General features: G+C 59.7%; 17 protein-coding genes and 1 other RNA gene. 10 read left to right on the top strand and 8 right to left on the bottom strand.

Features of this window, described 5'->3' with window-relative positions; genetic code table 11:
* The first annotated feature begins 156 nt into the window (after positions 1–156).
* Positions 157–696 carry an SH3 domain-containing protein gene (locus BN1800_RS01470; RefSeq protein ID WP_027511935.1) on the top strand — a complete coding sequence of 180 codons (540 nt, stop codon included), beginning with the start codon at positions 157–159 and terminating at the stop codon, positions 694–696.
* On the opposite strand, the gene BN1800_RS01465 is transcribed toward BN1800_RS01470, so the two are convergent.
* The gene (locus tag BN1800_RS01465) at positions 689–1,681 is read right to left on the bottom strand and encodes an adenosine kinase (RefSeq protein WP_027511934.1); all 993 of its coding nucleotides are present in this window, start codon (positions 1,679–1,681) and stop codon (positions 689–691) included. The genes BN1800_RS01470 and BN1800_RS01465 overlap by 8 nt on opposite strands.
* Positions 1,682–2,101: 420 nt before the next feature.
* Here BN1800_RS01465 and BN1800_RS01460 point away from each other — a divergent pair, with 420 nt between their 5' ends.
* On the top strand, positions 2,102–3,049 hold the full coding sequence (locus BN1800_RS01460) for an AEC family transporter (RefSeq protein WP_027513592.1): 948 nt from the start codon (positions 2,102–2,104) through the stop codon (positions 3,047–3,049).
* Between the two features lie 59 nt (positions 3,050–3,108).
* Here the strand turns inward: BN1800_RS01460 and BN1800_RS01455 are convergent, their stop codons facing one another.
* Positions 3,109–3,687: a c-type cytochrome gene (locus BN1800_RS01455; RefSeq protein ID WP_086993735.1), complete on the bottom strand. Its 579-nt coding sequence runs from the start codon at positions 3,685–3,687 to the stop codon at positions 3,109–3,111.
* Between the two features lie 154 nt (positions 3,688–3,841).
* Between BN1800_RS01455 and BN1800_RS01450 the strand changes: the two genes are divergently transcribed.
* Both BN1800_RS01450 and BN1800_RS01445 read left to right on the top strand, forming a co-directional pair.
* Complete coding sequence (locus tag BN1800_RS01450; RefSeq protein WP_027513590.1) at positions 3,842–4,597, top strand: 3-deoxy-manno-octulosonate cytidylyltransferase; 756 nt, start codon at positions 3,842–3,844, stop codon at positions 4,595–4,597.
* Positions 4,598–4,608: 11 nt separating this feature from the next.
* Entirely contained in the window at positions 4,609–5,469 is an 861-nt protein-coding gene (locus tag BN1800_RS01445; RefSeq protein WP_086993902.1) for a prephenate dehydratase, read from the top strand.
* Between the two features lie 36 nt (positions 5,470–5,505).
* Here the strand turns inward: BN1800_RS01445 and BN1800_RS01440 are convergent, their stop codons facing one another.
* The 5 genes from BN1800_RS01440 to BN1800_RS01420 all read right to left on the bottom strand — a co-directional run bounded on the left by BN1800_RS01440 (position 5,506) and on the right by BN1800_RS01420 (position 8,361).
* Positions 5,506–5,874 (bottom strand): VOC family protein, encoded by a 369-nt coding sequence (locus BN1800_RS01440; RefSeq protein ID WP_027513588.1) that lies wholly within the window; start codon positions 5,872–5,874, stop codon positions 5,506–5,508.
* Between the two features lie 123 nt (positions 5,875–5,997).
* A complete protein-coding gene (locus BN1800_RS01435; RefSeq protein ID WP_027513587.1) occupies positions 5,998–6,228 on the bottom strand; it encodes a hypothetical protein in 231 nt (76 codons plus the stop codon).
* 64 nt (positions 6,229–6,292) lie between these two features.
* Positions 6,293–6,982 carry a helix-turn-helix transcriptional regulator gene (locus tag BN1800_RS01430; RefSeq protein WP_086993732.1) on the bottom strand — a complete coding sequence of 230 codons (690 nt, stop codon included), beginning with the start codon at positions 6,980–6,982 and terminating at the stop codon, positions 6,293–6,295.
* A gap of 9 nt (positions 6,983–6,991) precedes the next feature.
* Positions 6,992–7,954, bottom strand: a complete 963-nt coding sequence (nudC, locus tag BN1800_RS01425) for an NAD(+) diphosphatase (protein ID WP_086993729.1) — start codon at positions 7,952–7,954, stop codon at positions 6,992–6,994.
* A complete protein-coding gene (locus tag BN1800_RS01420) occupies positions 7,951–8,361 on the bottom strand; it encodes an HIT domain-containing protein (RefSeq protein ID WP_179213732.1) in 411 nt (136 codons plus the stop codon). Before BN1800_RS01420 ends, nudC begins: the two co-directional genes overlap by 4 nt.
* Positions 8,362–8,450: 89 nt before the next feature.
* Between BN1800_RS01420 and ffs the strand changes: the two genes are divergently transcribed.
* The 6 genes from ffs (at position 8,451) to BN1800_RS01390 (ending at position 13,438) form a co-directional block, all read left to right on the top strand.
* Positions 8,451–8,547: signal recognition particle sRNA small type (ffs, locus tag BN1800_RS01415), an RNA gene on the top strand.
* 48 nt (positions 8,548–8,595) lie between these two features.
* The gene (locus BN1800_RS01410; protein ID WP_086993723.1) at positions 8,596–10,467 is read left to right on the top strand and encodes a DNA polymerase III subunit gamma/tau; all 1,872 of its coding nucleotides are present in this window, start codon (positions 8,596–8,598) and stop codon (positions 10,465–10,467) included.
* Between the two features lie 22 nt (positions 10,468–10,489).
* Positions 10,490–10,813 (top strand): YbaB/EbfC family nucleoid-associated protein, encoded by a 324-nt coding sequence (locus BN1800_RS01405; RefSeq protein WP_027513582.1) that lies wholly within the window; start codon positions 10,490–10,492, stop codon positions 10,811–10,813.
* 34 nt (positions 10,814–10,847) lie between these two features.
* Positions 10,848–11,459 carry a LysE family translocator gene (locus BN1800_RS01400; protein WP_086993720.1) on the top strand — a complete coding sequence of 204 codons (612 nt, stop codon included), beginning with the start codon at positions 10,848–10,850 and terminating at the stop codon, positions 11,457–11,459.
* A gap of 114 nt (positions 11,460–11,573) precedes the next feature.
* Positions 11,574–12,179 carry a recombination mediator RecR gene (gene recR, locus BN1800_RS01395; protein ID WP_027513580.1) on the top strand — a complete coding sequence of 202 codons (606 nt, stop codon included), beginning with the start codon at positions 11,574–11,576 and terminating at the stop codon, positions 12,177–12,179.
* An 11-nt stretch (positions 12,180–12,190) separates the two neighbouring features.
* Positions 12,191–13,438: a lytic murein transglycosylase gene (locus BN1800_RS01390; protein ID WP_086993718.1), complete on the top strand. Its 1,248-nt coding sequence runs from the start codon at positions 12,191–12,193 to the stop codon at positions 13,436–13,438.
* Between the two features lie 4 nt (positions 13,439–13,442).
* Here BN1800_RS01390 and BN1800_RS01385 read toward each other — a convergent pair whose 3' ends face one another.
* Positions 13,443–13,901, bottom strand: coding sequence for a GNAT family N-acetyltransferase (locus tag BN1800_RS01385; protein WP_027513578.1), 459 nt, complete (start codon positions 13,899–13,901; stop codon positions 13,443–13,445).
* Positions 13,902–13,909: the final 8 nt, after the last annotated feature.

Below are 13,909 nucleotides of genomic sequence, written 5' to 3'. Positions count from 1 at the left end.
CTTAACCAAGACGGGGGATAATTTTCCCGTCTCGGGCAATTTCTACCAGACCCGCACGCGAAGACAAACAAAACTCGCGGGTAGCGTTAGGTGAATGTCAAACCGGCGGCAAAGCAGGCTGGATCTGCTGGCGAACTTGAGCGAACGGAAGCCTATATGCGTGGAAAATATCTGAAGGTCTGCCTCGTCTTTGCGGTTGGTCTGATGTTTGCGGCGGAAGCCGTCGAACCTGCGTATGCGCAAGTGGCAAAGGGCCCGAGCGGCTTACCGCTTCCGCGGTTCGTCACGTTGAAATCGAAGCGTGTCAATCTGCGCATCGGCCCCGGCACGGATTACGCCGCGTCGTGGATGTATCTGAAGGCAGGCCTGCCGGTCGAGATTATCCAGGAATACGACAACTGGCGCCGTATCCGCGATGCGGATGGCACGGAAGGCTGGGTCAACCAATCGCTGCTGTCGGGTCAGCGCGCGGCGGTTGCTGCACCGTGGATGAAGGGCAAGGGCAAGTTCGTCTATGTCAACATGCGCCGTGAGCCGCAGTCGTCGGCGACGGTCGTCGCCAAGCTGGAGCCGGGTGTGATGATCCATATCGCCGAATGCAATGGCGATTGGTGTCATGCCGAAGCCGACGGCGCCGAAGGTTGGGTGGCGCAGTCGGAAATCTGGGGCGCTTACCCGGGCGAAGCCTTCAAATAAGCTGCGCGTCGCGGGCGGCTTCGGAAAGCGATTTCATCGGCCGCGGTCCGATCTGCTGGATGACGATCCCAGCTGCAAGGCAGCCAAGCTTGCCGCAATCTTCCAGCGTCCGCCCCTGTGTATAGCCATAAAGGAAACCTGACGCGAAGAGATCGCCGGCGCCGGTCGTATCGACCACTTCCTTGATGCGGATTGCATCGACATACCAGCGCTCGTTACCCTTCAGCATAACGGCGCCGTTTTCGCTCATCGTCACGGCCGCGATCTTGCAATCCTTGGTGATCTTGTTGAGCGCTTCCTCGAAATCGTCCGTTTCATAGAGTGCGAGCACTTCCTGCCGGTTGGCGAACACGATGTCGACGGTGCCGGATCGCATAAGTTCGAGGAACTCGGCACGGTAGCGATCGACGCAGAAGCTGTCCGAAAGCGTCATGGAGACTTCGCGGCCGTTCTCATGCGCGATACGGGCGCATTCGCGAATCGCCTCCTTGGCGCGCGGCGGATCCCAGAGGTAGCCTTCGAAGTAGGTCACCTTGGCTTGCGCCACGACATCGGGTTCGACGTCTTCCGGGCCGAGCTCGACGCAGGCGCCGAGATAGGTATTCATCGAGCGCTCGCCATCGTCGGTGACGAAGATCATTGAGCGGGCGGTCGGCGGGAACGTGCCCTTTGGTTTCGTCTGGTAGTGCACGCCCTGCGCCCGGATGTCGTGGGCGAAAATCTCGCCGAGCTGATCTTCCGCGACGTTGCCGAAATAGGCGGCCCTGCCGCCGAGGCTTGCAACGCCCGCGGCCGTATTGCCGGCGCTGCCGCCCGAAGCTTCGAGTGCCGGTCCCATACGCGAATAGAGAAGTTCGGCGCGTTCGGCATCGATAAGGTTCATCGCCGCCTTGGTGATGTTGTTGTCAATGAGGAACTGGTCGTCGCAGCGCGCGATGATATCGACGATGGCGTTGCCGACAGTCAGAACATCGAATTTGGTCATGAAAGGGAAGGTTCCGGATTAGATGATAGCCGGGGTCCGGTCTTACCGGAATTTCCGGGCTTTGGAAGAAAAAACGCAGGTCGGCGGCCTATTTCTTCGCAAAAATGGCGCCGATCCGTCATGCCACTGTCACTTTGGGTTTCTAAATATCTTCAGAAGCAGGCCGGCATGAGCAACCGTTGGGTTGCAGCCGGATGAGAAGGGAATGAAGCCCTTCGACTGTACCGGAGCAGGCGCTGACCACGGATGAACTGGCAGCACCGGAACCGGGTGTCCGGCAAGTCCGGATGCGAAAAAGCGGGCCGTGCCCGCTTTTTTTGTTTGTGCCGCCAGCATCCGCACATCTCTTTGCCAATCCATTTGTCAACGAAGAAGTTTTGCTGCTAGAGCAGGGTATCCCCGCGCAAGGCATCCCTCCGCATGACAGCCATCATCTTCGACGTCCTTCCCATCTTCATCATGATCCTGATCGGCTGGTTGATCGTCAAAACCGGACTGATGAAGGCGGATGTCGGCGACGCATTGAGCGAGTTCGTTTTCAAGATTGCCGTTCCGCTGCTCCTTTTCCGCACGATTGCCGAAGCGGATTTTCATGGCGCTTCGCCGTTTCGCCTCTGGATCGCGTATTTCTCCGGCGTTGCGGTGACCTGGACCGCGGGCCACATCGCTGCGACACGTTTTTTTGGCCGTGATGATCGCATCGGCGTGCTCGCCGGCGTTTCTTCGGCATTTGCCAATACTATTTTTGTCGGCCTGCCGCTTGTTCAACGCACCGTCGGCAATGAGGGCCTGGTGCCGCTTTCCATCCTGATCGCCGTGCACCTGCCCGTCATGATGATCATCGGCACGATCATGATGGAGCGGGCAGAGCGCAAGATTGCGGGCAAGGGCGAACGCAACATACTCAACCTCTTTCGCCAGATCGGTCTCAATCTTGTCCGCAATCCGCTCGTTATCGGTCTCGCCGCAGGTGCCGCGGTGCACCTTGCAGGCCTCCCAATGCCGGCTCCGGTGGAATCCATTGTCGACCAGCTGGCCGGCGTCGCTGGACCTGTCGCCTTGGTATCGCTGGGCATGGCGCTTGAACGATACGGTGTCTCCGGCAATGTCGGCATTGCCAGCGTCACATCTGCCTTCAAATTGCTGTTGCTTCCATGCTGCGTCTGGGCTGCAAGTCATCTGGTTGGATTGACCGGCAGCTGGACCGCTGCACTGGTGTTGATCGCCGCTGTTCCAACTGGTGTCAATGCCTGGCTGATCGCCAATCGTTTCGGCGTTGGCCACAGCCTTGCAGCCTCCACAATTACGGTTACGACGGCCCTCGGCGCCATTTCGGTTTCGCTCTGGGCCTACCTGCTCGGCGCTTGACTGCAACAAAAAAGCCCGGCGTCGGCCGGGCTCTCGATTCCGTCGGAAGGCTTGCAGGACTACTGCGTAACGGTATCCGGCGCGTTCGGATCCGGCAACGCAACCGGTGCGTCTGCAAGCGTTTGCAGGTAGAGGATCACGTTCGCGCGGTCCTGTTCCTTTGGCAGACCGGCAAAGCCCATGGCCGTGCCCGGAACCTGCTTCTTCGGTGCCAGCAGGAAGTGGTTCAGGTGATCGAAGGTCCACTTTTCGCTGCCGCCCTTGGAGAAATCCTTCATGGCGGAAGAAAAGGCAAAGCCTTCATGCGAAGCGATCGGGCGATCGACGAGACCATAGAGGTTCGGGCCGACTTTGTTCGGCCCTCCCTTCGTCGCGTCATGACAGGACTGACACTTCTTGAATACCGTTTCGCCAGCCTTGGCATCCGCGCTGGCAAGAAGCTTGGCGATCGGAGTTACAGTTGCGGGTGCAGCCTCACCGCCACCGCCAGCAGCAGGCGCCTCTTCTGCGACAATGGCGAAACCTTCCTTCTCCGGCGCTTCGGAGTGGAAGATCCCTTCGGACGCGATCGACACTGACATCAGGACGAAAATCGTTCCGAGCAGCGCCCCAACGCCCATATTGACATAAGAATTCATCTGCAATGCTCCCCGTGCAGTCGGCAGACCCTAAAAGGCACCATCTTGAAATCGCGCGGAACCTATGTCTTTTGGCAATTCGTTGCAACTGTCTAAATGGTCTTGTACGTGAGACTTTTTGACACTTTCCTGCCTGGAATAGAAGGTCCGAACGATGACAGGTTCAAATTTAGATGACGTGCTGGTTCTGATCCCCGCCCGCATGGCGTCCACCCGCCTTCCCGGCAAGCCGCTGGCCGATATTTGCGGACTGCCGATGATTGTCCAGGTGGCTTTGCGGGCGAAGGAAGCGGAGATCGGACGCGTCGTCGTCGCGGTCGATGATCAGCAGGTATTTGACGTTGTCGCGAAAGCCGGTTTTGAAGTCGTCATGACCAGCAAGGACCATCAGGTAGGGTCCGATCGTATCTATGAGGCTCTGACGAAGGTGGATCCTGAAGGCCACGCGAAATTCATCGTCAATGTTCAGGGCGATCTGCCAACCGTCGATCGCGAGACAGTGCGTGCGTCGCTGCGTCCATTGGAAAACGAGACAACTGACATCGCAACGCTCGCGGTGGTTATAGACGATGAAGCGGACAAGACTGCGCCGCACATTGTCAAGGTCGTGGGATCGCCGATCTCCGAGACGCGGCTACGATCGCTCTATTTTACCCGAGCAACGGCGCCATACGGTAACGGTCCCCTCTATCACCATATCGGGCTCTATACCTATCGCCGGGCAGCGCTCGAACGCTATGTCTCGCTTGGCCCGTCGGTCCTCGAAAAACGCGAATCGCTGGAGCAGCTTCGCGCGCTGGAAGCAGGCATGCGCATCGACGTGGAAATCGTTAAAACCGTTCCGCTTGGGGTCGATACGCCAGCCGATCTCGAGAAAGCCCGCCGCATTCTTTCGGCAAGGAAGGCATGAAGGACATCGTCATGAACATCAAGACCAACCGAATCTCTTTTCAAGGCGAATTCGGCGCGAATTCCGACATGGCCTGCCGTGACATGTTCCCGACAATGGAGCCGTTGCCTTGCCAGACCTTTGAAGACGCCTTCATGGCGGTCGACAATGGCGACGCCGATATTGCGATGATCCCGATCGAAAACACGATCGCGGGCCGGGTCGCCGATATTCATCATCTCCTACCGGAGTCGCGGCTGCACATCATCGCCGAATACTTCATGCCGATCCGCTTTCAGCTGATGGTGCTGCCCGGCGTTTTGAAGGACGAGATACGCACCGTGCATAGCCACATCCATGCGCTTGGCCAATGCCGGAAGATCGTGCGCGCGAATGGCTGGAAGCCGGTGATCGCAGGAGATACGGCTGGTGCCGCGAAGCTCGTCAAGGAAGCCGGCGACCGGACCATGGCGGCGCTTGCGCCGCGCCTTGCAGCCGAGCTCTATCACCTCGACATCGTTGCCGAAAATGTCGAGGACACGGAGAGCAATGTTACCCGCTTCGTCGTGCTCTCCCGCGACGAAGAATGGGCAAACCGCGGCTCCGACGAAGAAAAGATCGTCACGACCTTCGTCTTCAACGTCCGAAACATTCCGGCGGCACTCTATAAGGCGCTCGGCGGTTTCGCGACGAACAATATCAACATGACGAAGCTCGAAAGCTATCAGCTCGGCGGCAAATTCGTGGCGACGCAGTTTTATGCCGATATCGAAGGCCATCCGAACGATGCCCATGTGCGCCGGGCTTTGGAAGAGTTGCGGTTCTTTTCGGAGAATGTCCGCATTCTCGGCGTCTACACGGGCCATCCTATGCGGGGCCAACTGCACAAGTGACAGAAGGGCGCCTGCGGGCGCCCTTCTTCCTGTCTTTTACTTGTCCGGTTCGCAAACGCGCAACCGGTGGCCGTCCGGATCGAGCGCGACAAAGGTCGGGCCGAAATCGAGATCGGTCAGCTCCTGAGCAATCGGCAGGCCGCGTCTTCGCCAATCCTCGTATTGTTTGGCAACAGCATTCTCGCCGGCCACCATGAAGGCAACCTCGCCGCGATTGCCGATCGCGGAAGGTTGCGGCGCGACCGTGCTGCGCCGCCAAAGGCCGAGGGTGAAGCCGCCGTCGAGCGGAAACGCGACGAAATTAGGTGCGGCGACACCGGGTTCGCGGCCTAGTAGATCCTTGTAAAAGGTTGCACTTTCCGCGGGATCCTTGACGTAAAGAATGATGAGATTCGGGCTGGTCATATCGTTGTCCCTCGTATTTGGAATTGTTTGCACAGATTCAGCGCTTGCCGGCGATTGGCCACGGCAAGCGCTGAACCCGCCGTTGATGCGGCGGCGCTACGTCGGTGAGGCGGCGTGGTGAATTCAGTTGCTCTCGTGGTGCGGGTGGTTCCAGTCCATGAACCCGATATCGCGCTTCATGTAATCGGACATCGCATCGAGATCGAGCTGAGGATAGCGGCTCCGCACCATCCTGCGCGATGCGTTCAGCATCATTCGCAGCATTAGAGATTGCGGATATCTCGCTTGTCTGGGTGTGTCCTCGGCAACTCGATTTCCGTGCGTCGATCGGGTGGGATTCAGGGTCGTCATCATCGGTCCTCCGGTTTGGGATTGGTCCGATAGTAACGCTGACCACTGTCAGTTTATGGCAGTATCCTCAGGTCTCTGCTGGGACGTCCTGCTGCTCGCGCCATTCCTTGAGAAGAACGGCACGCCGTCGCGGATAGCGCAGCTCCTGGGGCGCTATTTCGACAATGCGGTCCGTGCGGAAGTGGCGGTAATCCTGCCGCAACTCGCACCAGGCGACCATGACGCGGACTTGCTCGAAGAAGCTGATCGCGAAAGGCCAGACGCGGCGGACGGTGACCGCGCCGCTTTCGTCCGTGTAGGTCAGTTTAAGAATACGTTCGGCCCGGATCGCTTTGCGGATGATGCCGAGATCGGCCTTGTCCTCAAAGCGAGGACGGAAATTGACCAGAAGCGTCGAGGTGTCGATCTCGTCGCGCATCTCGCGCGGCAGGACGTCCGCAATCTTCGCCAGCGCGTCGGCGCCGGCGGCAGCAAGACGCGGATCGGCGGCGCGGGCGACCCAGCGCGAACCGAGGACTAGTGCCTCGATTTCGTCCTGGGAAAACATCATCGGCGGCAGCATGAAGCCGGGCTTCAAAACGTAGCCGATGCCGGGTTCGCCTTCAATCAGGGCGCCCTGCCCCTGGAGGCTGGCGATATCGCGATAGAGTGTGCGGATGCTGACGCCTGTTTCCGTCGCCAAGACGGCACCGCTCACCGGACGGCGGTAGCGCCGCAACGTCTGAAGCAGGGTCAGAAGGCGTTCCGAGCGCGCCATCGCATCAGCCTATTGCTTTTTCCATTCCACCCAATCGCGCATCAGGCGGTGCGCGATAGCGCCTTTGGGCGGCGAAGCCTGGCCGTTGGCGCCGGGGCGTTCGAGCATTTCAAGTGTTTCCTCGCGGGTGAACCAGCGGCAATCGTCCAGTTCCGATTCGTCGCGATGGACCTCGGTCGATTTAGCTTCGGCATAGCAGCCGATCATCAGCGTATGCGGCATCGGCCACGGTTGGGAAGCGTGGTAGCGAATCCGGCCAGTCCTGATGCCGGATTCCTCCAGCGTCTCGCGGCGCACGGCATTTTCGATCGTTTCGCCGGGTTCGACGAAACCGGCGAGGCAGGAATACATGCCCGGTGTAAAATGATGGCTGCGGCCGAGCAGGCAAAGGTCGCGCTGCTCGTCGATCGTCAGCATGATGACCACAGGGTCGGTGCGCGGGAAGATCATGTGTTCGCAGGCCGTGCACACCCGCTTATAGCCGCCAATGCGCATCTCCATCATGCCGCCGCAGCGGCCGCAGAAGCGGTTGTCGCCGTTCCAGCGGATGAGGCTTGCGGCCTGGGCGAATTCACCCAACAGTACTTCGTCAACGAGTTGGTCGCGGTAGAGGGTTCGGCCGTCGGCAGGCTTGTAGTGGCTTTCGAGATCCTCGGCAGGAATCCCGACAGGAACGGCGAGTCGCGGTTCGCCTGTCTTGCGGTAGCCGAGCAAGATCGTCTCGTCCCAATGCGGCTGCAGCTCCTGCAGTTCGTAACGGGCAAATAGCGGATCGAGCACTTGGCCATCATGCTTCAGGACGAGCCTGTCCTTGGCGAAGGCGAAGATATGCGTGCCGTCCTTCGCCAGCGCCCCTTCGACGGACTGCTCGTCGCGATGTTCGGAATCGCGGTTGAGGTCGTTTGCGGCGAAGGCCGTGAGATTGCTGGGTTCCGGATGTGGAACATCCGAATCGAAAAGCGAACGGTTCATGATGAAAGGGCTTCCCGCAACTTCGCTATGAATTCATCTCTCTTGCCAGCTTCGTAGGGTTCGGCCTTACCGAAGCTCCAGACAGGGCCTGGCCAGTTGGCATCGCCTTCGACGCGGGCAATGACATGAACATGAAGCTGACGCACGATATTGCCAAGGGCCCCGATATTGATTTTTGTGGCACCGGTGATTTTCTTCAGCGCAGCGGCGGTCATTTCCGTTTCGAAGGTGAGGAGCACCTGATCGAGCGGCGTGAGTTCGAAGAGCTCCGTGATGTTGGCCCTGCGCGGCACGAGGATCAACCACGGCCAGCGAGCGTCTTTCGACAGTCGAAGATCGCACAGACCGGTCTGCATGACCCGGTCGCTGTCACTCTCCAGCCGGCGGTCGAGAATGAAATCGTCCAACAGGCATTCCTCCATGTTTTTCCTATGATTAGCAGTTTTTTTTGAGCTTGGCTTGCTTTTGATGGCGATATTGCCGATATGTGCATTCGGGAGGTTGGTGGTGGACGAGCCACTCGCCAACCGGGTCAGGTCCGGAAGGAAGCAGCCCTAACGAGCCCGGCACGGGTCATCGTGCCAGCCTCCCACCCTTCTCTCTTCCAAAAATGCCCGGCGTTCCGGGCGATAAGCAGGGCGATGAGCGACACCGAGCGACAGTCACAAGATGCCGCCTCGACGGGCACCGGATACCGGGTGCTGGCACGCAAATACCGCCCCAAGGATTTCACGGACCTCATGGTCGGCCAGGAGCCGATGGTCCGCACGCTAACCAACGCCTTCGAGACCGGCCGTATTGCGCAGGCTTACATGCTGACCGGCGTTCGTGGGGTCGGCAAGACGACGACGGCCCGTATTCTGGCGCGCGCGCTGAATTACAAGACGCCGGACATCGACAAGCCGACGATCGACCTGCGCGTGCCGGGCGAGCATTGTCAGGCGATCATGGAAGGCCGTCATGTCGATGTGATCGAGATGGACGCTGCTTCTCATACCGGCATCGACGATATCCGCGAAATCATCGAGCAGGTGCGTTACCGCCCGGTGTCTGCGCGCTACAAGGTCTATATCATCGATGAAGTGCACATGCTTTCGACGCAGGCTTTCAACGGCCTGCTGAAGACCCTGGAAGAGCCGCCGGAGCATGTGAAGTTCATTTTCGCGACCACCGAAATCCGCAAGGTTCCGATTACCGTTCTGTCGCGCTGCCAGCGCTTCGATCTGCGCCGTATCAGTGCATCGGATCTCGTCGGCCTGTTCTCGGTCATCGCAGCGAAGGAAGGCATCGATGCGGAGCCGGATGCGCTGGCGATGATCGCGCGCGCTGCCGAAGGCTCGGCACGCGATGGTCTTTCGCTGCTCGACCAGGCAATCGCCCATGGCAGCGGCGCAGTCCAGGCGGAAGCGGTGCGCGGCATGCTCGGCCTTGCCGACCGCGCCCGTATCGTTGATCTCTTCCAGCATGTCGCCAGAGGCGATGTCGCCGCAGCGCTTGCCGAATTCCAGGCGCAGTATGAGGCCGGCGCAAATCCTGTCGTCGTATTGACCGACCTTGCCGATTTCACTCATCTCGTCACCCGGCTGAAATATGTGCCGGACGCCGCTAATGATCCATCGCTTAGCGAAGTCGAGCGCACCAGGGCTTCCGAGTTCGCTCAGGGAATTGCGGTGACGACGCTGTCGCGCATCTGGCAGATGCTGTTGAAAGGCATTCCCGAAACCGAAAGCTCTTCGCGCACCGCCGGTGCCGCGGAAATGGTGCTGATCCGGCTTGCGCATGCAGCACATCTGCCGGCACCCGAAGATGCAGCACGGCGGCTCGCCGAGCTCTCCGAGAATGGCGGCTCACGTCCCTCGCCTACGCCGTCGGGTAACGGCGGCAATGGCGCCCATGTACCATATCAATCGGCAATAGCCACACGCGCGACGGAGAGTACGCCGAGGCCGCAGCCTTCGGGGGGCGCGGCCACGATGTTGCGTGCTGTACCCAATTCCGATCCGCAGCCGATGCAGGTAGGCCGCATCGAGACAAAGCCGGCAGAAGCGCCGACGCCGCGTGTTCCCGTCAATTCGATCGCCGATATTGTCAATCTCGCGACCGAGAAGCGCGATCCGAAGCTGAAGGCGCTGGTCCGCAATTTCGTTCGGCCGGTGAAGATCGAGAGAGGCCGCCTCGACGTGAACCTCATCGAGGGCGCACCGACGACGCTGCTCAACGAACTGGCTGTCAAACTGAAGGAGTGGACCGGCATCCACTGGATCGTCAGCCTCAGCCGCGAGGCCGGCGATCCGACGATGGTCGAGGCGGAAGCCAAGGCCAAGGAGCAGCAGGTGAGCGACGCCCGGCAGGATCCGGATGTGGCAGCGATCCTCGCTCAGTTCCCGGGCGCAAAGATCATCGATGTTAGAGTGAGAGCATCCGAACCGGAAGAGGAGTGCGAGGCGAAGCCGCCCGCGGCCGCCGAATCCGAAGAGGGCGACATTCTGCCCGGCGACGACATAGAATTCTAAGAGTTGAAGAAGGGAGCAGGCGATGCGCGACATCATGGGCATGATGGGCAAAGTCAAGGAAATGCAGGCCAAGATGGAGCAGATGCAGGCGGAAATCGCCGAGCTTCAGGCCGAAGGCAAGGCGGGCGGCGGTCTCGTGACCGTTGTCATCAGCGGCAAGGGTGAACTGAAGAGCTTAAAAATCGACCCGTCGCTCTTCAAAGAAGACGACGTCGAGATCCTCGAAGACCTGATCGTTGCGGCTCATAAGGACGCCAAGGACAAGGCGGAGGCCGCCGCGGCCGAAAAGACCAAGGCGCTCACCGCCGGCCTGCCGATCCCGCCCGGCTTCAAGATGCCGTTCTGAGCTTTAGCAGCCATTTTCACGGAGGAGACCGGCGATGACGCTGACCAGTCTCATTGTTTTTGCAGGCGCTCTTTTCATGGTCGCCGGCTCGCCGGGGCCGAGCGTCGCGGCGCTTGTCGCGCGCGTGCTGTCGAAGGGTGCCCGCGATGTTCTGCCCTTTCTCGCCGCCATGTGGATCGGCGAGGCGATCTGGCTGACTTGCGCGGTGGCGGGCCTTGCTGCCGTTGCCGAAACCTTCCATTGGGCCTTCGTCGCCATCAAATGGCTCGGTGTCTGCTACCTACTTTATCTCGCCTGGAAGATGTGGTTCGCCTCGTCTGATACGAGCGAAGAAAAGCTGCCTGAAGCGCAATCGGCCGCAAAACTCTTCTTTGGGGGCATGACGGTGACGCTCGGCAATCCGAAGATCATGATGCTCTACCTCGCCCTGCTGCCATCGATCATCGATATCCATTCGGTGACGATTATTGGTTGGGCAGAACTCGTCGCGACCATGTTCGTCGTGCTGATCCTGATCGACGTTAGCTGGACACTGCTTGCCGCAAAAGCCCGCGGCTTCCTGAAAAGCCGCCGTGCGGTTCGGATCGCGAACCGTGCCAGCGCCGGAACCATGGCCGGTGCCGCTGTCGCAATCGCGATGCGCTGAGCTTAATTGTCAGGCAGCCATTCGGGGTTGCCGGTGCAGACGTCGCGTATTTTCAGCATAAGGCCGATTCTTTCCGCGATTCCGTTTTGGCAACATATGAGCTAAGAACGGCAAATGGCAAAGCGAGTCACCGGCCCCGAAATTGAAAAACTCATCCAGCTTCTGGCGAAGGTGCCGGGTCTCGGGCCTCGCTCGGCCCGGCGCGCGGCGCTACACCTGATCAAGAAGAAGGACCAGCTGCTCGGACCGCTGTCGAGCGCGATGGGCGAAGCCTACGACAAGGTGAAAATCTGCTCGCGCTGCGGCAATGTCGATACAGTCGATCCCTGCACGGTCTGCACCGATGAGCGCCGCGACCAGTCCGTCATCATCGTCGTCGAGGATGTTTCCGATCTCTGGGCATTGGAACGCGCCGGGGTGATGAACGCTGCATATCATGTTCTCGGCGGCACGCTTTCGCCGCTCGATGGCGTCGGGCCGGATGACCTGAACATTCGCGGACTGATCGATCGCGTCGGGGAGGGTGGTATTCGCGAACTCATCATCGCCGTCAACGCGACCGTCGAGGGTCAAACCACAGCGCACTATATAACGGACCAGCTGGCGGGATTGGACGTGAAGATCACGCGGCTGGCGCATGGCGTGCCGGTCGGCGGCGAACTCGACTACCTCGACGAGGGGACATTGGCTGCAGCGCTTCGCGCGCGGACAGTGATTTAGGGGAGATGAGTATGAGTATTTTCGGCCGCCTTGCCGTCGTGAGCGTAGCGCTAGTGGCGCTGTCGCATTTGCCGGCCGCGGCTGCCTCGAAAGCCGATGTCGAAGCGCAGTTTCGGAAATGGGTTTTGAGTGAATTGCGTCTGGAAGCGGAGAAAAACGGCATATCAGCAAAGACATTCCAGGCGGCTTTTTCGGGCGTGGTACTCAACTGGAGTCTCCCCGATCTTGCACCTCCCGGATTCCCACCGCCGAAGGAACGCAAGCAGACGCAGGCGGAGTTTTCTTCGCCGGGTCCGTATTTCAATGAGGACCGGCTGAAGAAGCTGGCGGCAACCGGACGTGGCTTTGCCTCGCAATATGCCTCGACGCTGAAGCGCATCGAAAAGACTTATGGCGTGCCGGGTTCGATTGTGCTGGCGATCTGGGGCCGCGAGACGGGATTCGGGGCGGCAAAGATCCCCAATTCGGCAATCGAGGTGCTGGCGACCAAGGCCTTCATGTCGACCCGCAAAGAAATGTTCCGTGTCGAGCTGATTGCCGCACTTCACATTCTCGATGGCGGTGATGTGGCGCCTGCCGATTTCAAGAGCTCTTGGGCCGGCGCGCTCGGCCAACCGCAATTCATGCCGACCAGCTATCTGAAATATGCGGTCGATTTCGACGGTGACGGGCACCGCAATATCTGGACGTCGGTGCCGGACACGCTGGCATCCATAGCCAGCTATCTTGTCAAGAAGGGTTGGCAGCGCAACCGCGATTGGGGCTTCGAGGTGACGATCCCGGCAACAGTCTCCTGCGCGCAGGAAGGACCGGACCTTGCAAAGCCGCTCTCGCATTGGGCTTCGCTCGGCATCGATCGCATCTCGGGCAAGGGCTTTCCATCTGGCGAGATGAAGGCTGAAGGCATGATGCTGGTGCCGGCCGGGCGTGATGGGCCGGAATTCCTCGTCACGCCGAACTTCTACATCATCAAGGAATACAACAACTCCGATCTCTATGCGCTCTATATCGGCAACCTCGCCGACCGGATCGCCTATGGCTCGGGCGCTTTTCAGGGTGCCTGGGGCGATGTCGGCAAAATGCTGCGCTCCGATGTAGCGGCAATGCAGAAGGCGCTCGAGCGCCAGGGCTACGATGTCGGCGGGTCGGACGGCTTGCCGGGCTATAAAACCCGCCGCTCGATTGGGCAGTGGCAGGAAAAGAATGGAATGAAACCAACCTGCTTCCCCGATGCTTCGATGAAGGGAAAGTTGAAATAAGCTTTCAGAGACTGCGTTTCAGCCCCTCATGGCTCGCGGTGAAGCCGAGCTTTTCATAAAAGCGAATGGAATCCGTCCGGGATTTGTCGGAGGTGAGCTGCACGATCTTGCAGCCCCGCGCGCGGCATGTTTCGACTGCCCATTCGATGAATGCGGTGCCCAGACCGCTGCCGCGCGCTTCCCTTGCAATCCTTACGCTCTCGATCTGCCCGCGCCATGTGCCGGTGCGCGACAGGCCGGGAATGAACGAAAGCTGCAGGCAGCCGATGACGTGGTCCTTTTGATCCACGGCAACCACCAGCAGTTGGTTTTCATCCGCATCGATCGCGGCAAAGGCGGTCTGATAGCGCTGATCGATGGGATCGGTAACGAATTCTCTTCCTTGGCCGATATCGTCGTCTGCAAGCAGCCGGATGATATCGATAAGATCGGTTTCGCGGGCTTTTCGGAACGAATGCGTCATCGCAGTGA

It is taken from the genome of Rhizobium sullae, assembly GCF_900169785.1.
Classification (GTDB): Bacteria; Pseudomonadota; Alphaproteobacteria; order Rhizobiales; family Rhizobiaceae; genus Rhizobium; species Rhizobium sullae.
The sequence above is the reverse complement of the archived record's forward strand: the minus strand, read 5'-3'. Positions and strand labels throughout refer to the sequence as shown.